Source organism: Bacillus sp. MZGC1 (assembly GCF_002998605.1).
In the GTDB taxonomy this organism is placed as follows: Bacteria; Bacillota; Bacilli; order Bacillales; family Bacillaceae; genus Bacillus.
Window position 1 is genome coordinate 112,743 of record NZ_PVRE01000006.1, and the last position, 22,741, is coordinate 135,483.

General features: G+C 42.7%; 22 protein-coding genes. 11 read left to right on the plus strand and 11 right to left on the minus strand.

The window, feature by feature from the left end; genetic code table 11:
* Positions 1–2 precede the first annotated feature (2 nt).
* From C6Y06_RS17105 to C6Y06_RS17120, 4 genes are all read right to left on the minus strand, one after another.
* The gene (locus tag C6Y06_RS17105) at positions 3–1,640 is read right to left on the minus strand and encodes an AMP-binding protein (protein ID WP_106037288.1); all 1,638 of its coding nucleotides are present in this window, start codon (positions 1,638–1,640) and stop codon (positions 3–5) included.
* 42 nt (positions 1,641–1,682) lie between these two features.
* Positions 1,683–2,825, minus strand: coding sequence for an acyl-CoA dehydrogenase family protein (locus C6Y06_RS17110; protein WP_106037289.1), 1,143 nt, complete (start codon positions 2,823–2,825; stop codon positions 1,683–1,685).
* Positions 2,826–2,967: 142 nt separating this feature from the next.
* Positions 2,968–4,506 carry a glycoside hydrolase family 10-like protein gene (locus tag C6Y06_RS17115; protein WP_060596490.1) on the minus strand — a complete coding sequence of 513 codons (1,539 nt, stop codon included), beginning with the start codon at positions 4,504–4,506 and terminating at the stop codon, positions 2,968–2,970.
* Between the two features lie 24 nt (positions 4,507–4,530).
* Positions 4,531–5,337, minus strand: coding sequence for a tyrosine-protein phosphatase (locus C6Y06_RS17120; RefSeq protein WP_060596491.1), 807 nt, complete (start codon positions 5,335–5,337; stop codon positions 4,531–4,533).
* A gap of 122 nt (positions 5,338–5,459) precedes the next feature.
* On the opposite strand from C6Y06_RS17120, the gene C6Y06_RS17125 reads away from it, so the two are divergent.
* Positions 5,460–6,230, plus strand: coding sequence for a DeoR/GlpR family DNA-binding transcription regulator (locus C6Y06_RS17125; protein WP_060596492.1), 771 nt, complete (start codon positions 5,460–5,462; stop codon positions 6,228–6,230).
* Positions 6,231–6,254: 24 nt separating this feature from the next.
* On the opposite strand, the gene C6Y06_RS17130 is transcribed toward C6Y06_RS17125, so the two are convergent.
* Complete coding sequence (locus C6Y06_RS17130) at positions 6,255–6,833, minus strand: hypothetical protein (RefSeq protein WP_060596493.1); 579 nt, start codon at positions 6,831–6,833, stop codon at positions 6,255–6,257.
* Positions 6,834–6,958: 125 nt separating this feature from the next.
* Here C6Y06_RS17130 and C6Y06_RS17135 point away from each other — a divergent pair, with 125 nt between their 5' ends.
* The 6 genes from C6Y06_RS17135 to C6Y06_RS17160 all read left to right on the plus strand — a co-directional run bounded on the left by C6Y06_RS17135 (position 6,959) and on the right by C6Y06_RS17160 (position 14,690).
* Positions 6,959–8,092 (plus strand): CdaR family transcriptional regulator, encoded by a 1,134-nt coding sequence (locus tag C6Y06_RS17135; RefSeq protein ID WP_060596494.1) that lies wholly within the window; start codon positions 6,959–6,961, stop codon positions 8,090–8,092.
* Positions 8,093–8,169: 77 nt separating this feature from the next.
* Positions 8,170–9,579, plus strand: coding sequence for a glycolate oxidase subunit GlcD (glcD, locus tag C6Y06_RS17140; RefSeq protein WP_060596495.1), 1,410 nt, complete (start codon positions 8,170–8,172; stop codon positions 9,577–9,579).
* The gene (locus C6Y06_RS17145) at positions 9,576–10,919 is read left to right on the plus strand and encodes a (Fe-S)-binding protein (protein WP_106037290.1); all 1,344 of its coding nucleotides are present in this window, start codon (positions 9,576–9,578) and stop codon (positions 10,917–10,919) included. The genes glcD and C6Y06_RS17145 overlap by 4 nt, the downstream gene beginning before the upstream one ends.
* A 73-nt stretch (positions 10,920–10,992) precedes the next feature.
* Positions 10,993–12,480 carry a spore germination protein gene (locus C6Y06_RS17150; RefSeq protein WP_060596497.1) on the plus strand — a complete coding sequence of 496 codons (1,488 nt, stop codon included), beginning with the start codon at positions 10,993–10,995 and terminating at the stop codon, positions 12,478–12,480.
* 12 nt (positions 12,481–12,492) lie between these two features.
* A complete protein-coding gene (locus C6Y06_RS17155; protein ID WP_060596498.1) occupies positions 12,493–13,593 on the plus strand; it encodes a GerAB/ArcD/ProY family transporter in 1,101 nt (366 codons plus the stop codon).
* Entirely contained in the window at positions 13,590–14,690 is a 1,101-nt protein-coding gene (locus tag C6Y06_RS17160; protein WP_106037291.1) for a Ger(x)C family spore germination protein, read from the plus strand. The genes C6Y06_RS17155 and C6Y06_RS17160 overlap by 4 nt, the downstream gene beginning before the upstream one ends.
* A 12-nt stretch (positions 14,691–14,702) precedes the next feature.
* Here C6Y06_RS17160 and C6Y06_RS17165 read toward each other — a convergent pair whose 3' ends face one another.
* Together C6Y06_RS17165 and C6Y06_RS17170 are read right to left on the minus strand one after the other, a co-directional pair.
* Positions 14,703–15,692 carry a hypothetical protein gene (locus C6Y06_RS17165; RefSeq protein WP_223251472.1) on the minus strand — a complete coding sequence of 330 codons (990 nt, stop codon included), beginning with the start codon at positions 15,690–15,692 and terminating at the stop codon, positions 14,703–14,705.
* Positions 15,693–15,771: 79 nt separating this feature from the next.
* Entirely contained in the window at positions 15,772–16,002 is a 231-nt protein-coding gene (locus C6Y06_RS17170) for an excisionase family DNA-binding protein (RefSeq protein WP_034660863.1), read from the minus strand.
* 357 nt (positions 16,003–16,359) lie between these two features.
* On the opposite strand from C6Y06_RS17170, the gene uptA reads away from it, so the two are divergent.
* Entirely contained in the window at positions 16,360–16,962 is a 603-nt protein-coding gene (gene uptA / locus C6Y06_RS17180) for an undecaprenyl phosphate transporter UptA (protein ID WP_095285257.1), read from the plus strand.
* A 40-nt stretch (positions 16,963–17,002) separates the two neighbouring features.
* Here the strand turns inward: uptA and C6Y06_RS17185 are convergent, their stop codons facing one another.
* Positions 17,003–17,824: a uroporphyrinogen-III synthase gene (locus C6Y06_RS17185; protein WP_060596502.1), complete on the minus strand. Its 822-nt coding sequence runs from the start codon at positions 17,822–17,824 to the stop codon at positions 17,003–17,005.
* Between the two features lie 142 nt (positions 17,825–17,966).
* On the opposite strand from C6Y06_RS17185, the gene C6Y06_RS17190 reads away from it, so the two are divergent.
* On the plus strand, positions 17,967–18,587 hold the full coding sequence (locus C6Y06_RS17190; protein ID WP_106037292.1) for an acetate uptake transporter: 621 nt from the start codon (positions 17,967–17,969) through the stop codon (positions 18,585–18,587).
* Positions 18,588–18,625: 38 nt separating this feature from the next.
* On the opposite strand, the gene C6Y06_RS17195 is transcribed toward C6Y06_RS17190, so the two are convergent.
* Positions 18,626–19,645 (minus strand): LLM class flavin-dependent oxidoreductase, encoded by a 1,020-nt coding sequence (locus C6Y06_RS17195; RefSeq protein WP_060596504.1) that lies wholly within the window; start codon positions 19,643–19,645, stop codon positions 18,626–18,628.
* 183 nt (positions 19,646–19,828) lie between these two features.
* On the opposite strand from C6Y06_RS17195, the gene C6Y06_RS20375 reads away from it, so the two are divergent.
* Together C6Y06_RS20375 and C6Y06_RS20380 are read left to right on the plus strand one after the other, a co-directional pair.
* Positions 19,829–20,089 (plus strand): hypothetical protein, encoded by a 261-nt coding sequence (locus C6Y06_RS20375; protein WP_141227720.1) that lies wholly within the window; start codon positions 19,829–19,831, stop codon positions 20,087–20,089.
* A gap of 137 nt (positions 20,090–20,226) precedes the next feature.
* Positions 20,227–20,709 carry a BclA C-terminal domain-containing protein gene (locus C6Y06_RS20380; protein WP_223251473.1) on the plus strand — a complete coding sequence of 161 codons (483 nt, stop codon included), beginning with the start codon at positions 20,227–20,229 and terminating at the stop codon, positions 20,707–20,709.
* Between the two features lie 20 nt (positions 20,710–20,729).
* On the opposite strand, the gene C6Y06_RS17205 is transcribed toward C6Y06_RS20380, so the two are convergent.
* Positions 20,730–21,290, minus strand: a complete 561-nt coding sequence (locus tag C6Y06_RS17205) for a CatB-related O-acetyltransferase (RefSeq protein ID WP_106037293.1) — start codon at positions 21,288–21,290, stop codon at positions 20,730–20,732.
* Between the two features lie 64 nt (positions 21,291–21,354).
* On the minus strand, positions 21,355–22,722 hold the full coding sequence (locus C6Y06_RS17210) for an MATE family efflux transporter (RefSeq protein WP_060596512.1): 1,368 nt from the start codon (positions 22,720–22,722) through the stop codon (positions 21,355–21,357).
* Positions 22,723–22,741 lie beyond the last annotated feature (19 nt).

The following is a 22,741-nucleotide window of genomic DNA, read 5'->3' on the forward strand; positions in this document are numbered from 1 at the left end:
CCTCACTCCTTTATTAGATCAAGCGCCTGTTTTTTCAGACGAAATTTTTGAATCTTCCCTGATGCGGTCATCGGATACTCGTCTGTGATGAAAAAATATTTTGGAATTTTGTAGCGAGCCATTTGTGACTGACAATAGCTGGTTAATGACTCAATCGTCACTGTGTGACCTTGTTTGAGCCGAATGAATGCGGCGGCTTCCTCTCCATAGGTCTCGTCAGGAATACCAACGACCTGTGCATCAAGAATGGCTGGATGCGTGTAAAGAACGTCTTCAATCTCTTTTGGATAAACATTTTCCCCGCCTCTAATGATCATATCTTTCAGCCGTCCTGTGATTTTCACATAGCCATCCTCATCCATCTCCGCTAAATCCCCTGTATAAAGCCACCCGTCCTCATCAATGACTTCATTTGTGGCTTCTTCATTTTTATAGTAGCCTTTCATCACATGATAGCCTCTTGTACACAGCTCGCCTTGTTCTCCTCTTTGTACTTCATCCGGCGTACCTGGGGCGGTGATTTTTACCTCGATGTGAGGAAGTGCCCGACCGACTGTTTGAACCCGCCTTTCAAATGAATCATCTGTTCTTGTTTGGGTAATGACAGGTGAGCTTTCGGTCTGACCGTAGGCAATCGTGAGCTCCTTCAGGCCCATTTGTTCAATGACTGCTTTCATCACATGGGATGGGCAAAGAGATCCTGCCATAATGCCTGTTCGTAATGTGGACAGTTCGTATTGGTGGAAATTCGGATGATCGAGCTCTGCAATGAACATTGTCGGGACGCCGTGAAGAACAGTGCACTTCTCTTGTTCCACTGTTTGAAGGACTCGCTCTGGGTGGAAAGATTCAATTGGAATGATCGTGCCTCCTTTTGCGAGACAAGCAAGTACGCCAAGAACAGATCCAAAGCAATGAAAGAACGGCACGGGGATACACATGCGGTCTTCATGGGTGAGCTTCATGCAATCTGCGATCTGACTGGCATTGCAGACGATGTTTGTATGGCTGAGCATGACGCCTTTTGGGTAGCCGGTTGTGCCAGAGGTATATTGCATATTAATAACGTCATCAGGCGCCAGCTCATCCATTCGTTTCTCCCATGCATCATCCTCCATTCTTTTAGCAGCAGCTTGAATACTGTCCCAGCTGCGCATGCCCTTTGGCGTGTGCTCGCCAATATATACAACACTTTTTAAATATGGAAATGATGATGAAGTGATCTCGTCTTGATGAGCTGTTTGAAGCTCTGGAATGAGGTTTTCAAGCATCCTGACATATGATGTCTCTTTAAACCCGTCAACGATAAACAGCATGCTGCTATCAGAGTGCTTTAGTAAGTAAGCGAGTTCTTGTGATTGAAAGTTCGTATTCACGGTGACAAGAACGGCTCCAATGGAGGCGCAGGCGAATTGCAGCATGAGCCATTCAGGGACATTAGGTGCCATGATGGCGATATGATCCCCTTTTTGAACCCCTAATGCCATAAGACCTTTCCCTGTTTCCTTGACCTCTCTAAAAAACGCTTCGTATGAATAACGTAATGAACGTTCTGGATACACAATGGCTTCATGTGCTGGGTGCTGCTCCTTTTTCTCTTTTAATAGGGAGCCGATCGTTTGTGGATGAATCGACATCATGATTTTCCTCCTCCATCAGTGGTAAGCGTTTTCATAAAAGGGTTATGATAGCAGTTGTCTCGCGATGACTAGACGCTGAATTTCAGAGGTGCCTTCCCCGATTTCCATGAGCTTGGCATCTCTCACAAGCCGTTCTACCCCGCACTCTTTCATGTAGCCTGTTCCTCCGTGAATTTGGACAGCATCAAGACTTGCTTTTGTGGCCATTTCCGAAGCGAAAAGCTTGGCATAGGCAGCTTCTTTTGTAAATGGCTTGCCATGATCTTTCAGCCAGGCGGCTTTCCACACCATTTGACGAGCAAGTTCTATTTGCATCGCCATATCTGCCAGTTTAAATTGAATGGCTTGAAAGGACGAGAGGGTCTGCCCAAATTGCTTTCTTTCCTTTGCATAGGAGAGAGAAGCATCTAGTGCAGCTTGCGCGATACCAACAGATAAGGCAGCAATTGATATGCGTCCCCCGTCTAATGTATATAAAAATTGCTTGAAGCCTTTGGCTGGGTCTCCTAATATATGATGTGCTGGTACACGTACGTTGTCTAAAATGATTTCAGCCGTATCTGAACCGCGCACCCCCATTTTGTCGTATGGATTTGTAATGGACAGCCCTTTTTGACCTTTTTCTACAATGAAGGCGGAGATGATCGGGCGGCCGTGCTCATCATGATCCGTGACAGCGGTGACGATAATGGTTCTGGCAAAATTGGCATTTGTGATCCAGCACTTCTCCCCGCTAATCACATACTCTTGTCCGTCTTTGACCGCTTTTGTTTTCGTCCCTTTTGCATCTGACCCTGCATTTGGCTCTGTTAATCCGAAGGAACCGAGTGCTGTTCCAGATGCCAGCGGGACAAGGTGATCCATCTTTTGCTCCTCTGTACCGAAGTAATAAAGCGGGCTTGCGCCTAAGGAAACGGCTGCGGCATAGCTAAGGCCTGTACTGGCACACTGTTTTCCGATTTCTTCTACAGCGAGCGCATATGAGATTGTATCTCCTCCTGAGCCTCCGTATTTCTCTGGAAAAGGGATGCCCATCAAGCCGAGTTCCCCCATTTTTTGAAAAGTTTGGACCGGGAATACGGCCTGTTCATCAATGGTTTGAGCGAGTGGTGCAATTTCTTCCTTGGCGAATTCTTTGACCATCTGCCGAATCATTTGTTGTTCTTTCGTTAATTCAAAATCCATCTTGTTTCCCCCTTTGGCTCTTTTCTATCATATTTATTAATCAAGTGGCTGCTTCATGCCAAGCTTGGTTGAATTCAGAAAATTAAAACAAAAATAATAGAAAAAAGCATGAACGAAGAAAATCCTCATTCATGCTTTTTCGTTATCTCACTCTTTTTGTAGAAGGCTTGCTTTCGTGATGAAGTCGATTGAGAGCCGTTACTTTGTAAGTATCACTCTTATTCTGATGAACTGAAAGATCTTTGACAGATGTCAGCGTGCCGGTTTCTTTTCTAACGGTTTGCAGCAATTCATATGTTCCTTTCGTCGTCAAGCGATAGACCGCGTAATAGGATGCGGTAGATTGCGGATCATTTTTGATCTGTAAAGCCGCACCCTCTGCTGTCTTTTTAATAGATTGAATGATTGGTTTTTTTGGCGCTTTCTGATGAAGCCAAGGCATTTCTGGAATGAGAGCCGGTTTACGGTAAGCATCTTCTATCAATCGATTTTTGACATTCAAAGGGTTGCGATTGATATCCTTTAGGCTAAAGTGCATGCTTCCCTGCACGAGAGGCGACTGTCTGTTCAGTTTGATCTGCCGAAAGTATTCTTCTGGATCAGACCAAGCAGGATCACTGTTTTGATTAATTTTATACGTCGCCTGACCAATGTACAGGTGAACAGGCTCTCCCTTCACTTCATTTGACCACCATTTTGTTAGCACATCGTATGCGGCTGCCTGAAAGCCGATGCTCCAGTAAATTTGCGGGGTGACATAATCGATATCGTGCTGCTGAATCCACTCTCTTGTATCAGCATACAAATCATCATAGTTGGTCATCCCTGCTGTGGTGTTTGAACCAGTCGGATCATCCTTTATGTTGCGCCAGACTCCGAAGGGGCTAATACCAAACTTCACATACGGCTTTACTTTCTTCACGGTGTCGTTGATTTGCTTGACCAATTGGTTCACATTATCTCTTCGCCAATCTTCTATATGCGTGAATGCCTTTTTTCCATATGTTTCATACGTTTCTTGATCTGGAAACGGCACACCGGCTATTTTATTCGGGTAAAAATAATCATCCATATGCACTGCATCAATATCGTAGTTTTTCACGACTTCTTCTATGCTGCCGACAATGAACTCCTGAGCTTTAGGAATGCCTGGATTGTAGTAAAGCTGATTACCGTACGCAATAGTCCAATCTGGATGTTTTTTTGCAGGGTGATCGGCTGATAAACGGCTGAGGTCGGTATGATTCATTGTGATTCGATACGGGTTAAACCAAGCGTGAAATTCGAGCCCGCGTTTATGAGCTTCTTCGATCATGAATTCAAGCGGGTTATACCCGGGATCTTTCCCTTGCGTGCCGGTCAAATATTCGGACCACGGGCCGTATGCCGAAGGATAAAAGGCATCTGCTGTCGGTTTAATTTGCATGATCACGGCATTCATATTCATCGCTTTGATCTCATCTAACAAATGAATAAACTCTTGTTTCTGCTCTTTGACAGGCAGTCCTTTCTTTGAAGGCCAATCTAGGTTATAAACCGATGCGATCCATACCGCGCGCATCTCTCTTGTGCTTTCAAGCTTCCCTTTTGGCATTGGACGAGCTAGACTGCTAGAAGGAATCAATAAGAATACAAACATCAAAATTAGTGTTAGACACGTCATACTGATTTTTTTCAGCATTTTTTGCATCACCTCATATTCAGTTTATTCCGCTTTTTGAGATCGAATGCCAGCAGATGGTGTCAGCAGGATGTTTTTCATTTCCTTGAGCTGAGCTTCAGGTATTTCGCAAGCCTCGATTAAATACCGCTCTGCACTTCCGTATGTGTCCATCATTTCGTTTAGCACATCTTCCAGATAATCTTGCTGCACACCGAGAAGCGGTTGAATTTGCTCTTTTGACACCCGGTATAAACTCATCATGCGGACAAATCGCTGCTGCCTTCTGACAAGCATTTTCACACCTTCATTGGAACGCATATATTCACTTAAAACGGCCGGCATCGGTACACCTGCTGCTAATTGAATGAGGGCAGATAAAAAGCCTGTCCGGTCCTTACCGCTCGTGCAGTGAAGCATCAGCGGGTAATTGCTCTTATCTGAAAGCAGCGAGAACAGCTGCTGAATCTCTTCTTTACGTTCTGTGAGCATACTTTGATATAAATCTTTCATAATCGGTGCAAATGAAAGAGATTTCCCTTCAGTTGTCAGCATACGAAACATGGTCCACTTACTTGGCATCTTACTGTCAGGCTGCATCGGGATATGAACGATTTTGTTGTGTTCCTTGATTTTTGGCGGATGTGATTTGCGTTCTGAGCTTGTTCGGAGATCACAAATGGTTTGAATCCTAAGCTTTGAGAACGTCAACATATCTTGTTTTGTGAGACGCGATAGATCTGCGGATCGATAAATCATTCCCTGCCTGATCACCATCTCACCTGTTGTTTGAAGTCCCCCTACTTCTCTAAAATTCGCAAGCTTTGAAAATGGGTTGTTTGATTGATTCATAGAAGTGAAAATCCTTTCCGTTACGTTCTTTTCTCTATCATACGCTTTTATTGAGATGGGGAAAAGAGAAGCCATTTGGTATAATGGAAAAAGGAGATTCGGATGGATTGGAGATATGAAGCATGATAAAAACAAAACGGATTCAGCAAATCAAAGAGTATGTGTTTGACCGGGAATCTGCCTCACTTGATGAGCTTGTGGCGCATTTTGGCGTCTCAAAAAACACGATACGCCGAGATGTACAAGCATTGGTCGAATCCGGCGTGCTCAAAAAAGTATATGGCGGAGTCGCTGTGAACCATTCAACATTAGTAGTATATCAAGAGCGAAAGACCCGCCAGCTCAGTAAAAAGCAATTGATCGGACAAACGGCTGCTGCTTTTGTGGAAAATGGGGATATGATTTTTGTTGATTCTGGTACGACAACACTTGAGATGCTTCCCTATTTGACTGAGAAACAGGTGACCGTTGTGACCAATAATGTAGATTTTATTACACAGGCGATGCCTTATGAAAATCTCACTATCTTTTCCACCGGCGGGATGCTTGAGAGAAAAACGAATTCTTTCGTTGGCTATCAAAGTGTAGAGCGTTTGAAAGCTTACAATGTCAATAAAGCCTTTATCGCATCAACTGGTTTATCCATTGATCACGGAGTCACGAATTCGTCCCCACTTGAAACGGATATTAAAAAGACAGTTGTTGAAAAAAGTGCCAAAACGTTTTTATTAGTTGATGATAGTAAGTTCGATCACTACGCTTTGACCACGTTTTGTGATTTACACGATCTTGATGTCGTCGTCACGAATAAACAGCCAAGTGAAGATTATCTTCAATATGGAAAAGAGCATGATGTACGGTTTGCCACGCCTTCATCAAATGAGCAGACGTAAATAAATGGATCACAAAAAAACGGCTCAGGAATTTGAGCCGTTTTTTGATTCATTCATTTCAAGCTGCATGATCATGCGGAATAAAAAACGGTATACGGCTGAGATGACTTCAATGAAAGGCATATCTTCGTGGATGTCCTCAAGCTCAAGAAGCTGTAAATTCACATCGAATAAGCCGTCTTGCCCATTAAATTGAAGCTGCGCACCATTTAATGGAGCCAGCATGTCTTTTAAAATACCTGTGTCTTTTTTAGGACGTTTTAAACCGAATAACACGGTATACGTTTGAAACACTTCGTCCCATTCAATGGCTAATCCATCGACTCTCACCACATCAAACCACTTTGATTCGATATAAATGAATTCTTTTTGATGTTTTTTTACATATGTAAGCGGTGTGTTTAGAAATGAGGCGCCTTCTGTTTGAATCATGTCCTCGGATTCTTTGTCTACACGCTCTATATATACATCGCTAAAGCGTGCCTCTTCCTTTATTCTTGCACCTTCTAAAGGCCAATTGTGGCGCGCCGCTTCGTCATATTCAAAGTCTGGCAGCGCTTGTCCTTCTTTCAGTAAATCTTGTAAGCGATTTTGCAATGACATGGCTATGTCTCCTTTCTTCTCTTTCATGTGCGTTTATTATTTTAGCATAACTCATGAAAAGAAAGATATGACTCAGCATATGATGGTATGATAGTGTCAAAAGAAACATCTCGGAGGGGTACGTTTTGCTCACAATGACACTGGCAGAAAAAATCGTAGACGAGGTCAAAAAAGTGCTGACTGAGGAAATCATCATCGCACAAACAAACGGCACCATCATTGCGGCAACAGATCCAGCGCGCATTGGTCAATTTCATGAAGGGGCGTATCTGACATCCTTTGAAGGACAAAAACGAATCCTCACAAAGGATGATGAGCAGCAAATGAAAGGGGTCAAAGCCGGCATCAATCTGCCTATTTATTTTAAGCAAGAGGTCATTGGGGTGATTGGGATGACAGGAAATCCCGTCCATGTCTCTCCATTTGGCGAAATATTACGAAAAATGACCGAACTGCTTATTCAAGAGCATGAATTTTTTCTAGAAACGGAAACCGATGAACGGCAGCTTGAAGCGTTTGTGTTCGACTGGCTTCATCTGCCAGAGACAGCAATCAATCTCACTGAAAAAGCAGCGCGGCTTCAGCTTGATGTCAACAAGCAGCGTATCGTCGTCCTCATTGATTGTCACGATGAATCGTTTATGAAGCAGGATCAATACAAAAAAGTAAAGGAAATGCTGCATCTCACAAGTCAGGAAATGATCGTTCGCTGGGGACATGCCCGCTTTTTGCTCATGCTGCAAACCTCGGCAAATGATCGTGATACCTTGCAGCAGCGTCTTTTTCACATCCATGCTTCCCTCACCTCACGTTCCACGTCAAAGGTTTTGATAGGTGCGGGAAAACCAGCAGCTGGACATATGATGAAGCAATCCTTTCATCAAGCCTTTCGTGCCTTAAAATTGGCGAATGTGGATACACCGATTGTGTTTGATGAGGATTTAACACTTGAACTTTTTATAGAAGAAGTGAGTCAGGAAACAAAAGAAGTGTTCCTTGATCGAACGATCGCCCCACTTCTCCCCTACCCTGAACTAGTGAAAACATTGCGTGTACTCATAACATCAGATTACTCATTGAAGTATACCGCGGAAGCGATGCACGTACATATCAATACACTGCATTACAGACTAAAACGTATCCAAGATTTAACGACACTTGATCCAAAACGCATGCAAGATGCGATGCTCTTTTATTTAGCCTTGATGCTATTAGATCATCATCCAAATAAACGAGGCGAACAGCCCAATATTTTGTAGAATCGTCCATAGGCATGAGGCGATTCTTTTTTTATACTGAAAGAAACGGTATGTCTAATCAGTAGGAGTGAATGCGCATGTTAAATTCTGAATTTTTAAGTCAATTAAAAAAGATTGTCGGGGCGCCCTATGTACAAGACAGTAAAGCCGATCGGCTTGCCTACTCTTATGATGCAACACCTAATTTTCAGCATATGCCAGATGTCATCGTAAGCCCGCGCGCGGCTGAGGACATCCAGCAAATTGTCCGGCTCTGCGCTTCATATAAGGTGCCGATCGTGCCTAGAGGATCAGGAACGAACCTTTGTGCAGGAACCTGTCCTACACAAGGCGGACTTGTGATGTTGTTTACAAGAATGAACCAATTAATCGAAATAGACGAAGAAAACCTCACCGCAACGGTCCAGCCTGGTTTGATCACACAGGAACTTATTCGCCAAGTAGAGGCAAGAGGTCTCTTCTACCCACCAGATCCAAGCTCGATGAAAATCTCCACGTTAGGCGGCAATATTAATGAAAATTCAGGTGGTCTCCGGGGGTTAAAATATGGCGTGACGAGAGATTATGTACTTGGACTTGAAGTGGTTCTGCCAAACGGTGACATCATCAAAACGGGCGGCAAGCTCGCAAAGGACGTGGCCGGATATGATCTGACCCGTTTATTTGTTGGATCAGAAGGAACGCTCGGAATTGTCACAGAAGCCACGCTGAAGCTTTTGCCGCTTCCAGAAACCAAACAAACGATGCTTTGCTTATATGAAAGCCTAGAGGAAGCAGCCGCTTCAGTTTCGGCGATTATTGCAGAGCGTATTATCCCCGCCACATTAGAATTTATGGATCAGCCGACACTGAAAGTCGTCGAAGACTTTGCCAAAATCGGCCTGCCGACTGACGTTCAAGCGGTGCTATTAATCGAACAGGACGGCAACCCTGAGGCCGTTTCCCGTGATATAGAGAACATCGCAAAGGTCTGTCAGCAGCACGGTGCAAAAGGAGTAAATATCGCACATTCTGAAGAAGAGGCAAGTGCCCTTTTAACAGCGAGACGAGCCGCTTTATCTGCCCTCGCCCGTTTAAGCCCCACAACGATTTTAGAAGATGCTACAGTCCCCCGGTCTGAAATTGCGAACATGGTGCGGGCGATCGAAGACATTGCGAGAGAGTACGAAGTGAAAATCTGTACATTTGGTCATGCAGGTGACGGGAATTTACATCCTACTTGTGCAACCGATGCAAGAAATGAAGAAGAAATGAAGCGGGTCGAAGAAGCCTTTCAGGCCATTTTTGAAAAAGCAGTCTCCCTTGGCGGCACCATTACGGGTGAACATGGCGTGGGTCTGATGAAAGCCCCCTATTTAGAGCTAAAGGTCAAAAAAGAAGGAATCGCTGCAATGAAAGCAATCAAACAAGCGCTAGATCCAGCAAATATTATGAATCCTGATAAGGTGTTTGGAAAAGCAGCAAGAAAGCGGGTGGTGGTCTCATGAATTCCCCTAAACAATCAGAGATTCAGCAAAACTTTCAGCAGCAAATGGATGAAAAGGAGCTGCTCAACTGCATGCGCTGCGGCTTCTGCCTCCCTTCCTGCCCTACTTATATTGAATCCGGTCAACAAGAAACTCACTCTCCCCGCGGCCGGATTGCTTTAATGAAGGCGGTGAGAGACGGCGTGATTGAGCCGGATGAAGATGTCGAACATTCACTGAACCTTTGTCTTGGATGCCGTGCATGTGAACCGGTCTGCCCTTCCGGCGTCAAATATGGACGTTTACTTGAGGATGCGAGAGACATCCTTCAGCAGCACAAAAAACAATCTCTTCCTGTCAAATTTGTGAGACGTGTTGTGTTTAAAGGACTCTTTCCTTCACAAAGTCGAATGCGTCAAGCGGCTGGACTTCTGCGATTTTATCAAACCTCTGGTCTGCAAACGGCCGCCCGCAAGTCTGGCATGCTAAAGGTGCTTCCGCCGCATTTACAGCTGATGGAGCAGGCCCTTCCAAAGGTGCCGCGTCAACAAAAAAGCCGTGCGTTAGAATACAAAGCCATTGGCACGGCAAGAAAGCGTGTGGCCTTTTTTACTGGCTGTTTAATGGACACCGTTTTTTCCAGCACAAACGAAGCGACCATCCAGCTTTTGCAGCTGGCCGGCTGTGACGTTGTCGTCCCTCCTGTTCAGACTTGCTGCGGTGCACTTCATGGCCATAGCGGAGAAAAGGAGCAAGCGAAACAGTTAGCAAGGCGGAATATTGAAGCATTTGAGGAGATTGAGGCAGATGCCATTGTCATGAATGCGGGCGGATGTGGTGCCTTTTTAAGTGATTATGATCATTTGCTAAAGGATAATCCGGCTTTTCAAAAGCGAGGTGAAGCCTTCTCAAATAAAATCACGGATATATCAGATATTCTCGTGGAGCTTAAGTTTCACCGGCGTACATCGCTTGCCTTGCCAGAGCAGATCATCACCTATCAAGACTCTTGTCACTTACGAAATGGAATGGGTGTAGAGCAAGCGCCAAGGGTGCTGATGAAGGCGATTCACGGGGTATCATTTAAAGAAATGAAGGATGCCGACCGCTGCTGCGGATCCGCCGGAATTTATAATATTTTGCAGCCAAAGATGTCGATGCAAATTTTAGATCATAAAATGACAGAAGCTAGTCAAACAGCGGCGGCTGCCATTGTCACGTCCAATCCAGGCTGTCATTTGCAAATGGCAGCGGGTATCAAACGTTCAGGACAATCGCCCAGCATGCGTGCCGTCCATCTCGCAGATTTTTTATTAGAAGCCGTTCAATATGGAAAAAAAGCGTCTAGCTCATCAAGCTGAACGCTTTTTTTCATGCATATCTTCAGACAATTAGTTGGATAATAGAGGCAAATCGCGGAAGGAGATGATTCAAGTGCTGAAGAAAAACAAACAACATCAAAAGGACCCAAATTCAGTATTTGAGGCATTGTCACGTTCCTCTGATTTTACAAACGAATTGTCACGAAGTGAAGGTTTTCTTTATCGAATCTCTTTTTTTCGTTCTTTAATTAATGGTCATCTACTCCATGAACAAATTTTGCCCTGCATGAAAGAGTTGCACCTCACCCCCACTCTTGAGGAGCTGAAAGAACGAATCCCCATTGAACAGTCTGTCATCACGACCGATCTTCAAAAAGTGGAAGAAGCCCTTCATCTGGGCAATATGGCCATTCGGCTCGAAACGGACTGGGGCAAAGCACTTCTGATACCGATTGAAGAAAAGAAAGGCAGACAAGTTGGGCCCCCCGAGATTGAATTTGGCATTATCAGTGCCCAGGAAGCATTTGTGGAGGTTTTGGATACCAATTTAAATTTGGTCAGGCGGCGGCTGCCGACGCCGAACCTGAAAGTGGCAGAAAAGACAGTTGGCACGCTATCTCAAACAAAAGTAGCGGTGTTATATATTGAAGAAATCGCCAACCCGCAAAACATCGAAACCGTTCTCCAGCGCATTGAGGACGTTGATTATGATCAGATTTTAGATGCGAATTACCTCGCTCAAATGCTTTATGATGTATCCAATACGATCTTTCCATTGTTTTTAAATACAGAAAGACCCGACCGCGTGTCGTCAGGTTTAACAGAAGGGAAAATTGCCATCTTAGTCGATGGATCGCCTCATGTCTTGCTTGCCCCGACTATTTTACTTGAGTATTTTTCCACAATGGAAGACTACAATATGTCGTGGATGGCGGCTTCTTGCTTTCGGCTGTTACGCATATTTGCAGTGATATTCTCCATTTTTGCGACACCTTTATATGTAGCCGTTTTAACCTTTCATTATGAGCTGATCCCAAAGGATTTATTAGAAACCATTGTGTCCTCGCGCTATCTTGTTCCATTTCCTCCGATTATTGAGGCCCTATTTTTAGAGATTTCGATTGAATTACTAAGAGAAGCAGGTTCGAGGCTCCCAGCTAAAGTCGGGCAGACGCTCGGGATTGTTGGCGGGATTGTCATTGGACAGGCTGCTGTGGCAGCAGGCTTAACAAGTAATATTTTACTCATTATTGTCGCCCTTTCTGCTCTTGCCTCATTTGTCACCCCTATTTACAAAATGGGCAGTGCCATTCGGCTGCTGAGATTTCCATTTCTATTTGCAGCACAGATTTGGGGTGCATTAGGCATTGCCGTGATGGGATCTTTCCTACTCACCCATTTAATGAAATTAACATCTATTGGAAGGCCGTATCTAGAGCCTATTTTTCCGCTGCGTCTGACGGATTTAAAGGGCAGTTTGATTCGTCCTCAGCTCCGCTTTTTGAATAAAAGACCGGAAAATTTACGCCCGCAAAATGAAACGATTCACCGGCAAAAGCCTAAGCAAGGCCGTAAGGGGAAAAATGATTTTTATGAATAAGGAAGTGAAAGCATGAGTTCTTCTTCTGTGAAAGAAAAATTTCAAGTTTCCCCTTTTTTTGTGTTTTTTCTCATCAATGCCAATCAAGTAGGTGTCGGCATTTTAAACTTTCAAACAAACCTTGTTCGTTCTATGAATAATGATGGATGGATCGCCATTCTTATTTCTGGCATCAGCGTCAATGTGATGATCTTTCTGATGTACTTGATGTTTAGAAAGGCCCCTTCGGATGAATTTGGTGATATCACGCAATACGTATTTGGCAAATGGATTGGGCAATTATTCAACATACTCTATATCTTATATTTTGCTTCTTTGTCGTTGACCGTTCTCGTCCACTATATGGATGTGATCCATGTATGGCTGTTTAAAGAAATTCCTGGTCTATTGTTTGCGTCTGTACTGCTGCTGCTTGTGTATTACATTCATACCGGCGGCTTTAGAACCATTGCTGGATGGGCATTTTTTAGCATTGTACTGACGTATTGGATGACGTTTATTTGCTTTTATGTCATGAAATATAGTCACATTCGCTTCATGTTTCCGATGTTTGATCATACATTTTCGCAGCTGGTAATGGGCGTCAAAGATGCCTCCTTATCCATGTTTGGTTTTGGCACGCTGCTTGTCTATTATCCCTTTATTAAACAAGCACAGACGTCACAAAAATTTGCCCACATGGGGGCATTATTCACGACATGCTTAAATTTACTTGTCTTTCTCGTCTCCATTGCGTATTACTCTAGTGCTCAGCTCAAATTAACAAAATGGCCGACATTAACGTTAACAAGTATTGTGAAACTTCCCTTTATCCAGCGCTTTGAATTTATTGAAGTGTCCCTCTGGCTGCTTCTGATCATTCCAAATATCGCCATTCCATTATGGGCAGCGAGCCGAATGGCGAAACAAGTATTTCATACGAGTCAGCGCGTCACTTTAATCTGTCTCAGCATCCTCATTTTGGTCATGTTTTCGTTTTTTGCCGGGGCAACCTCTTTTGAAGCCTTTAATCAATGGGTGGAATATAGCGGATACATTCTTATATATGGATTGATTGTCTGTATGGTCATTGGGCTGATGCTGAAAAAAAGGTGGGTGAAAAAACGAGCATGAAACGTTATATACTCATGGGTCTCATGTTGTTTAGTCTTTTGTTAACTAGCTGTGCACAGCCTCGCCTTTTAGATGAATTAAATATCTCTCAGGCGGCAGGATTTGATTTAGTAGAAGATGGCGAAATGAAGGGCTTCTTCGTCTTCCCTGTCTTTAAAAGTGAAGAGCAAGGAAGTTATCAAATATTAAGTGCGAGGTCAAACACCATTAGTAATATTCAGTTTCTCGTGTCAGAAAAATCACCTTTTCCAGTGGTCATGGGCCAGGTGCTCGTTATTTTAATCAGTGAAAAATTAGCAAAAGAAGTCGGCATGATCGATTTAATGAATTACATTTATCGTGATCCTATCATTGGTTCACGCCAAGTGTTTGCGATTGTAGGCGGAGAAGTTGAAGAGTTATTATACACAAAAATGAATCAAACGAACTTGAATATTGGCGTGTATCTCTCTGATCTGTTAACCCAAAATATGCGAAATGGCAATGAACCTGTGACCAATCAGCATATTTTTATGAATCAGATGCTGGCAAAAGGGGTCGATGCTTACCTCCCTTACATCAAAAAAACAAGCAATGCCATCAAGGTCACAGGAGTCGCTCTGTTTGATCAAGAAAAAATGGTGGGTCATATCCCTGGAGAAGAAACGTTCACATTTAAAGCGATGATTGAAAATCATAAAAATGGCATCTACGAGTTTCAATTGGATGATCAAGCAAAGACTCATGTCGTCATTGAAAATATCAAATCACATGTGTCTTACCAGATCAAACCAACGAAAAACCTAACAAAAAAGCCTCATATCACGATTGATATCAAGCTGAAAGGTGAATTAAAAGAATTTATGAAGTCCAAAAAAATTGATAAACCTTCTATATTGGACCATGTTGAAAAAAAAGTTGAAAAACGTGTCGCTAAGCAAGGACAAGACCTTGTTCAGTCCTTTAAAAAGCAAAACATAGATCCGCTTGGGCTGGGTTTGAGGTATCGATCAAAAGACAAAGCAATGACACCAGAAAAATGGCAGGAAATCTATCCTGATGCGGATGTACAAATTAAATGCCATATGAAAATTGTTCAAACCGGTGTCAGTCAATAAATGAGTGAAAAATTATTCGAAAATGTCTTCTTTGTTATTCATTATTTTAGACACTTTCATTTTGACTCGTGGCACGCGATCTTTTTGAAGATAGTCATTTAAAGTGTTATCTACTTCATTTTTATCTGTTCTAAGGATTTTAGGTGAACATTGTTCCACAAGGACTGGTCTATTCCCTTTAGCGCAGTTTGCCATTGTATCCAGTGCAATTAAGCTGAAAGGTCTTCCTTTGTCGAGCCATGTTTTCATTCTATCCCAGGTTGGACAGCTTACGGCTGCCAGCCTTCCCCAATGATCGTGAAATTGGGTACAGGCAGACTCCATCCAATCCATGATTTTGTAAGAACGGAAACGGTACAGGCAGATAAAAGCAGCTGTCGGCAATTCTTTTTCACTGATCGATTTCAATTTCTCTATCACATGTTGTAAACCCTCATCTTCTGGCAGGCTGCTGGCTGCTGCCCAGGAAAGTGGATAAAGAAATTCTTCGTCAGCCTGATCCAAAAGTTCCCTAACCCACCCAGCGGCAGATGTACCTAAAACATCAGCCGCGATTTCTATCATTCGTGATTTCACTTCGACATGCCGAGTTTCATCAAACCGACTTTGAACAGAGTCTAAGATCTTTTTCTCATCGTGCTGTTTCAGAGCATCGATGACATCACCCTCAAGAAACCACCTAGTGATTGAAAAGTCTAATAAAGACGCCAAATCTTGCCGAACGTCTTGTAATGTGGGTGCTTTATCTTCTTTGGTGACGATGACATCATCCTCTAATTGGAAAGCCTGTCCGTCCTCTCCATAAAAGTCATCGTGCAGTAAAAATTGTTTAGGAGAATGGAGAACGGCTAAGTTATACCATTCAATAGGTCGTAATGAATAGTTGAGTAGTCTCTTGTGACACGGATGACATAATTGATAAGGCTGTTTCGGCTCATCAGAATTCTCTACTACATTCATTGCGTTTTTTTGACAGGCTTCACATAAAGCGGCTTTTTCCACTCCATTCACTTCCTTTTATTGCATATGTATGATCTTTTATATTTGTCATCATTGAATCATGTGAAAAGAACAATGTTTTCTAATCTTCGTCCTTTACATCTGGATCTTCAGGAATCGGTTCATTTAAAATCTCTTGGACGAGCTCTTTGTATTGTTCAAGCTGCTTCATATGCGTTTGAAACTGTCCTTGATAAATCAGATAGGATTCGCCGTCAAATACATAGCGGATCTTTTTTTGCTGGATTAATTTCTCAATATACGCTTCAGCTACTTCTAAGTATTCAGCTGTTTCTGCGATTGTTAAATACATGTTTGTGCACCACCCGTTCGTTTCATCTAACAAATTATATCATGATCTGTTGAAAAAAACGGATGCAGCCTGTTCATATTTTCTTTACTGATTTGACCACTGACATCATGATAGTTCTTCACATAACAAGTGTTCAGCAAGTAGATCGTCTAGGTACAAGCAAATATGGTATGATAAAGTTTGCTAGACGAGAGTTTATCGTCACAGACTTGGTGGAAAAGCCAGGCATTCATGAGGCGTCTTTCGGTTTAGCCGTGGGAGGTAAGCGGAAAGCATACTCATTAGAAAAGCAAAACAAGCATAGGCTTTTATAAGGATGCTTGAAGAAAATTCGTATTTAAAGGCAGAGTGAAATGAATGGGAACCTTGTTCAATGAAATTTTAACCTGGCTGACAAGCCTTGGTTATGTAGGTGTAGCACTAGGTCTGATGATTGAAATCATTCCGAGCGAAATTGTTCTTGCTTATGGCGGATATATGGTGTCAACAGGAACAATCGGTTTTGTTGGAGCTGTTATCGCTGGCGTCATCGGAGGTACGCTCGCACAGTGTTTTATATACTGGATCGGTCTTTATGGCGGAAGACCTTTTTTAACAAAGTACGGAAAATACTTATTCATCCATGAACACCATATCGCAACTGCAGAGCGCTGGTTTGACCGATATGGAACCGGTGTGGTGTTTACAGCGCGCTTTATTCCTGTTGTCCGCCACGCCATCTCCATTCCAGCAGGTATTGCCAAAATGCCTTTTTTGAAATTTGTCCTCTTGACAGGATTAGCTGCCATCCCTTGGTCGATCTTATTTATCTATCTCGGTATGCAGCTTGGGACAAAGTGGGATCACATTCAAAGTGTTGCTCACGCTTATACAACCCCTATTATGGCCATTGCGATCGTCCTGATCGTTCTCTATTTCGTCCTCAAAAAAATTCGTACGAACCGAAAACGGACAATCTAATGAAAAACGCCTTCCACTGATCGGGTGAAAGGCGTTTTTTCTATGAATGTGATGATTGTTTTTTCATATATTGGGATAATTCCATAATCATTGCACCCATTCTCTCAAGTGACGGAGCTAGAATTCTGTCTATTCCCTCTTCTTTTAAAGCTTCAGCTGTGACTTTTCCGACGGCCACTGCCAGTACGTGCTGCTCGAATAGCTCTTGGAGTTCTTGTTTTCTGCCCCATTTTGCCGCTAGTGTGAAAAAGGCGTGAACCTGAACAGCGGTTGTAAAACAGACGGCATGGACTTTATCATCTTTCATTTCTTGAAGCAATGTTTCTGCGGCCTCTGGTTCAGGAGGTGTGTGCTGATAAGGTAAAAGCGGCAAAACATCAGCCCCTTTGTCATGTAAAAACTGGATGAGAGCCGGAGCGTTTTCCCCGTGAAGCTGCACCATGACGCGTTTGCCATGAAACTCCTTGTCTTCAAGCTTTGAGATCATGTCACGAACCGTTCCATCTTCATCAGATACGTCTGGCTGAATTCCGCGTTTTTTGAGTGCTGCAAAGGTTTTATACCCTCTTGAAGCAATATGCGCATTTGATAGAATGTGCATAAATGCTTCCCCCAGATGAAGCTCTTCTGCACTCTCAATCAATGTGTCTGTCCCGATGCCTGTTGTGAAAATCACCCAATCCGCACCTTGCTTCACAAAGGTTTCAATGCCTGGCTTTAACTCCTCTTTGGCTAAAAATACAGTTCCTTGAAGAGAACGAATAACGGCTTGTCCTCCTTGCTTTTCGACAAGTGTACGCATTTCTTCTGTTTTTCTCGTTCCACAAATGGCAATCGTTTTTCCAGCTAAGCCTTTACTCATTTTATCCCTCTTTTTCTATCACATTTGATATGTATTAAATATAGATTTATTTGGAAGACGTTGCAAGTGTCTACTAAAAAAGAGCTTGACGTTTCGGTCTAATTCGAGTATCTTTTGTAAGTGCAAATTGTAGGAGGTCATTATGGAAAAACAGAATGTTCAAGCTATTCGATTATCAATTGCAGACCCAACACCACTTGGTTTGTTTGGTTTAGCAATGGTGACGCTCGTTGCGTCCTCACAAAAACTAGGAATTACAGATGGCACTTCCCTTATTTTACCTTGGGCTATCTTCCTTGGAGGCATCGCGCAGCTAATCGCGTCCATACAAGATTCAAAGCATCATAATATTTTTGGAGCCACTGCCTTTGGCGCATTCGGTCTTTTTTGGATGGGCGTTGGAACGACTTGGCTCATTCAAGCCGGCGTTTTTGGGAAAACGCTTGCGGGAGCAGCAGATCCAAAACAACTAGGTTTTGCGTTTATCGGTTATTTGATTTTCAGCTTGTTTATGACGATTGGTGCAATGGAAACACATAAAGTATTATTTTTGATTTTCGTCTTTATTGATTTCTTATTCCTTGGTCTTTCCCTTAGCTCGTTTGGTGTGATGTACGATGTGACTCATACCATTGCAGGTATCGCAGAATTGATCATTTCCCTGCTTTCGTTTTATGGTTCAGCAGCAATTGTGCTCAATACTCATTTTGGCCGTACTGTGCTGCCAATTGGACAACCATTTCGTATTTTTACAAAAGCATAAATAAAAAAGAACTGCTTTGTGCAGTTCTTTTTTCATGTTTATTTTTCTTGTGCCTCTTGGAAGATCTCTCCGATGATTTCATACGAGCGCATTCTTTCTTGATGGTCAAACATATCCGAATTAATCATCACTTCGTCTGCTTGAGTGGCTTCAATAAAGGCTTCCAATTCTTTTTTCACCTTTTCTTTATCCCCGATCATTGTCGAACTTAATTGTTCATCCACCATCGCTTTTTCATACGGACTCCAAAGGCCGTCCATACTGTCAACAGGCGCTTTGAGTTTTCCTGGAGTATTTCGAATGAGACTCAAAAACCGCTGATAATGAGAGGTCGCCAAATATTCAGCTCGCTCTGTTTGATCTGCAGCAAAAACTGTCACACCCACCATGGCATAAGGCTCTTTTAACACATCAGAAGGTCTAAATGACTGTCTATACAACTCTAAAGCAGGAATTGTATTTTTAGGTGAAAAATGTGCCGCAAAGGCAAATGGCAATCCAAGCTCTCCTGCAAGTCTTGCGCTAAAACCGCTTGAACCAAGCAGCCAAATCGGAATGTCTAGACCCTCTCCCGGAACGGCTCTTACATGTTTTTTGACCTGTCCGGTTGGTTTAAAATATTGCCGAAGTTCTTCTAGCTGCTCAGGGAAATCTTCTCCGTTATGAAGGTTACGTCTGAGAGCTCTTGCCGTTAACTGATCTGTCCCTGGTGCTCTTCCAAGACCTAAATCAATTCTCCCCGGATATAATGTCTCAAGTGTCCCAAATTGTTCGGCAATGACAAGTGAAGAGTGGTTTGGCAGCATAATCCCGCCAGATCCTACTCGAATTTTTTCGGTTCCCCCAGCAATATATCCAATTAAAACGGACGTTGCAGAGCTCGCAACACCTTCCATATTATGGTGTTCTGCTAGCCAGTATCTATGATAACCCCACTTCTCCGCCTTTTTTGCTAAATCCATACTATGTTCAAAAGACTCCTTAATGGTGCCTCCTTCTGTCACAGAGGATAAATTTAAAACGGAATAAGCTGTGCGCTGTAAAACTGATTGACTCATAAATGATGTCCCCATTTCTGTCAAAAATCATACTAGTTATATACTTTCAACACCATAACATAAAATCATGAAACATTTAAATGATTTGATTCGATGATTTTCGAAATGATGAGTTTCTAGGTTTTACTTCAAATTTGAAAATTTGCACATAGAATGAAATATCAATTTTAGGAGATGGGCAATTTGTACAATCAATTCGATCACAAATGTCCCTTTTGCGGTAAATATCATGAGCAGCCTCATTACAAAAGATCACGTCATGACCGTCCTCAAAGAAGAGACTGTCCATTTATCAATCAAGAACATTCAAAACAAAACAGGTCTCGAGGGAATCCCCCTGTGAAAAAGGAGAAAAACAATCAAAAACAATTCAAAGGGTTGGACGAAGAGGCCCAGCAGGTCCCGCTGGGCCAACCGGACCAACTGGACCTGCTGGCGGATTAACCGGCACCCTCCCTTTTAACCCCTCACAATCACAAGATTACGAGGCGGGTCAAGTTGTCACGTTTAATGGCAGTATTTATATAGCCAATGTAGATGCTCCATCAGGAATACCTGGGCTCTCCCCCGACTATACACTTTTGGCAGCTTCTGGGGGAACTGGTCCGACTGGAGTTACAGGAATCACTAGTGTTGCTGGAACAGGTGGTTTTACGGATACAGCACTTTATGCTGCTAATAGTTCTGGCCCTACCATTGTTACTGTAGCCGGAGGAACGAATATTCCTTTGCCAAACTTTCAAAACATTACTGGTTTTACAGCAAACGGCACAAGTACTGTTTTTACCGTTCTGCAAACTGATAAATATTATATTACGTATCAAGTCAACACCACTGCAGCTCTTTTAATTAATACATGTTTGCTTTTAAATGGAGCAACCACTGTGCCTGGTTCTGTTCAATCACCTGTTATCTCTACTTCGTTTATCCATAATACTGTAATCGTTAATTTAACAGCTGGAAGCATCATTTCACTGCAGTTTTTTGGGGCTGTTGCCACAGCTGTTTTAGTTGGCGGGGGTGCTGCTGCAGGTGCTGCCTTGACCATTATACGGCTCAGCTAAACGAAAAAAGAAAGGCTTTTTCAGCCTTTCTTTTTTATGTCTTCTATTACATTTATACAATGTTCAATATCATGAGACTGTAAGAGGTGAAAAATAGATTGGATGATTGCAAACTCTAAATTCCACCATTCTAATAATTGAAGTTGTTCAATTATTTCCGATGAAAACCGATATTTCATGAACTGCTGCGGATTTCCTGCAGCAATTGCATATGGCGGCACATCTTTTGTGATGACACTATTTGCTCCGATCACTGCTCCGTTCCCTATATATACTCCTGACATAATCGTCGCGCCATATCCAATCCATACGTCGTGTCCTATCTGCACATCTCCTTTTGATTTGGGATGTCCTTTGATGTGGGCAGCTTCTTTGAAAATTTGATTAAACGGATACGTTGTGACCCAATCTGTCCGGTGTTCACCGCCAAGGAAAATTTTCACTTCGTTTGCGATGGAACAAAACTTCCCAATGTTTAGTGTCGCACCTTCCCCCCATGTCAGCACTTGGAAATCTGGTCCGGCATAAGAAAAATCACCGATATTGTGCGAGCTCAGTTCACTTCTTTGATTCAAAAACATAGAAGATCAGACCTCCTGAAAAGTGATAGATCTTCGTATGTATATGCTGCTTCACACTTTCACATTATGACTGAACAAGCGCTACAATTTGTTTTTTCTTCCATACGAGCTGATAGTAGCCGTATTGAAGGAGTAAGTTCACAAAGAAAGCCGCAGGATAGCCAATCCATATGCCCTTGATGCCAAGGGATGTGTAGTGCGATAGCACATAAGCGACTGGTACTTCTACAAGCCAAATGGAGCAAATACTAAAGATTGTTGGCCATAAAACTGTTCCACTTGCTCTCATCGTGGCTGCAACAATTTGGGCCGTTCCAAAAATAAGATAGCTCCATAATGTAATGACGACCAAGCTATAGGCAATGTCAATCGTCTTAGAATCTGTTAAAAAGATAGATAAAATCTGTGGTGCAAAGAGATAAACGATGATAATAATGAATCCGCCTATGGCAAAATTGAGCCCTAACCCGATTTTTATCACATCTTTCAAGCGGTTGATATTCCCTGCACCGATGAATTGTGCTGCAAAGATAGAGACTGCAATGCCAAGACTCACTGCCGGCATCTGCACATAGCTCACGACTTGATTGACAACACCATAGGCAGCTGTGGCCTGTGATCCATAATCGTTGACAAAAGAAATAACAGCAATTTCTGATAAAGAAATAAGGATCATATTAATGCTCGATGGAATGCTGAGCTTTAATAATGTTTTTAGTAGATCCCCTTTCATCAATAAATGCTTTCTCACTGATGCATCAATGCGAAGCGGGTGCTTTGTCTTATATAAGTAGATATGTAGAATAATAAACGTCACAATGGTTGAAATCACAGAAGCATATGCAGCGCCGTATAAACCAAATGCCGGCAGTCCCATCCAGCCAAATAATAAAATGGGCAGCGTCAAAATATTCGTTGCCGTACTAATCATTAAGAAATAAAAAGGCGTTTTTGAATCCCCAGTTCCTCGCAGGAAGGTCGTGTAAACAAAATAAAGAAATAAGATCGGCATTGAGATGAATAGAATTCTGGCATATGCCGCACTTTCCTCCACAATATTTGCAGGTGTTCCCATGAGATTTAGGATGTCTGTTGCAAATAAACCTCCAATGATCGCTAAAGAAAGTCCGATTAAAAAGGTGAATGAAAGCGTTGTGCCAATAATTTCTTTTAATCTTTTTTCATTTTTCGCGCCATACGCTTGTCCAATAAGGATGGAACTTCCCGATCCAATTCCAATGGAAAAAGAAACGAGTAAAAAGAAAAGCGGAAAGAATGCAGAAATAGCAGCTACTGCATCCTCTCCAATCCATCTACCGACAAGAACGATGGATACAAGCTGTCCGATTGATTGCAAAATATTGCTAAGCAAAAGCGGGACGAGAAAAATGGACATGGTTTTTACTAAAGATTGATTGTTATCTAACGTCATGATGGTACTCCTTCTCTAT

What these genes read in the sequence shown, in the direction of transcription:
- C6Y06_RS17110 (WP_106037289.1), bottom strand. Translation starts at nt 2,825, where the DNA reads ATGGATTTTGAATTAACGAAAGAACAACAAATGATTCGGCAGATGGTC.
- uptA (WP_095285257.1), top strand. Translation starts at nt 16,360, where the DNA reads ATGGGAACCTTGTTCAATGAAATTTTAACCTGGCTGACAAGCCTTGGT.
- C6Y06_RS17115 (WP_060596490.1), bottom strand. Translation starts at nt 4,506, where the DNA reads ATGCTGAAAAAAATCAGTATGACGTGTCTAACACTAATTTTGATGTTT.
- C6Y06_RS17130 (WP_060596493.1), bottom strand. Translation starts at nt 6,833, where the DNA reads ATGTCATTGCAAAATCGCTTACAAGATTTACTGAAAGAAGGACAAGCG.
- C6Y06_RS17155 (WP_060596498.1), top strand. Translation starts at nt 12,493, where the DNA reads ATGAGTTCTTCTTCTGTGAAAGAAAAATTTCAAGTTTCCCCTTTTTTT.
- C6Y06_RS17210 (WP_060596512.1), bottom strand. Translation starts at nt 22,722, where the DNA reads ATGACGTTAGATAACAATCAATCTTTAGTAAAAACCATGTCCATTTTT.
- C6Y06_RS17185 (WP_060596502.1), bottom strand. Translation starts at nt 17,824, where the DNA reads ATGAGTAAAGGCTTAGCTGGAAAAACGATTGCCATTTGTGGAACGAGA.
- C6Y06_RS17170 (WP_034660863.1), bottom strand. Translation starts at nt 16,002, where the DNA reads ATGTATTTAACAATCGCAGAAACAGCTGAATACTTAGAAGTAGCTGAA.
- C6Y06_RS17145 (WP_106037290.1), top strand. Translation starts at nt 9,576, where the DNA reads ATGAATTCCCCTAAACAATCAGAGATTCAGCAAAACTTTCAGCAGCAA.
- C6Y06_RS17160 (WP_106037291.1), top strand. Translation starts at nt 13,590, where the DNA reads ATGAAACGTTATATACTCATGGGTCTCATGTTGTTTAGTCTTTTGTTA.
- C6Y06_RS17105 (WP_106037288.1), bottom strand. Translation starts at nt 1,640, where the DNA reads ATGATGTCGATTCATCCACAAACGATCGGCTCCCTATTAAAAGAGAAA.
- C6Y06_RS17190 (WP_106037292.1), top strand. Translation starts at nt 17,967, where the DNA reads ATGGAAAAACAGAATGTTCAAGCTATTCGATTATCAATTGCAGACCCA.
- C6Y06_RS17205 (WP_106037293.1), bottom strand. Translation starts at nt 21,290, where the DNA reads ATGTTTTTGAATCAAAGAAGTGAACTGAGCTCGCACAATATCGGTGAT.
- C6Y06_RS17195 (WP_060596504.1), bottom strand. Translation starts at nt 19,645, where the DNA reads ATGAGTCAATCAGTTTTACAGCGCACAGCTTATTCCGTTTTAAATTTA.
- C6Y06_RS17125 (WP_060596492.1), top strand. Translation starts at nt 5,460, where the DNA reads ATGATAAAAACAAAACGGATTCAGCAAATCAAAGAGTATGTGTTTGAC.
- C6Y06_RS17120 (WP_060596491.1), bottom strand. Translation starts at nt 5,337, where the DNA reads ATGAATCAATCAAACAACCCATTTTCAAAGCTTGCGAATTTTAGAGAA.
- glcD (WP_060596495.1), top strand. Translation starts at nt 8,170, where the DNA reads ATGTTAAATTCTGAATTTTTAAGTCAATTAAAAAAGATTGTCGGGGCG.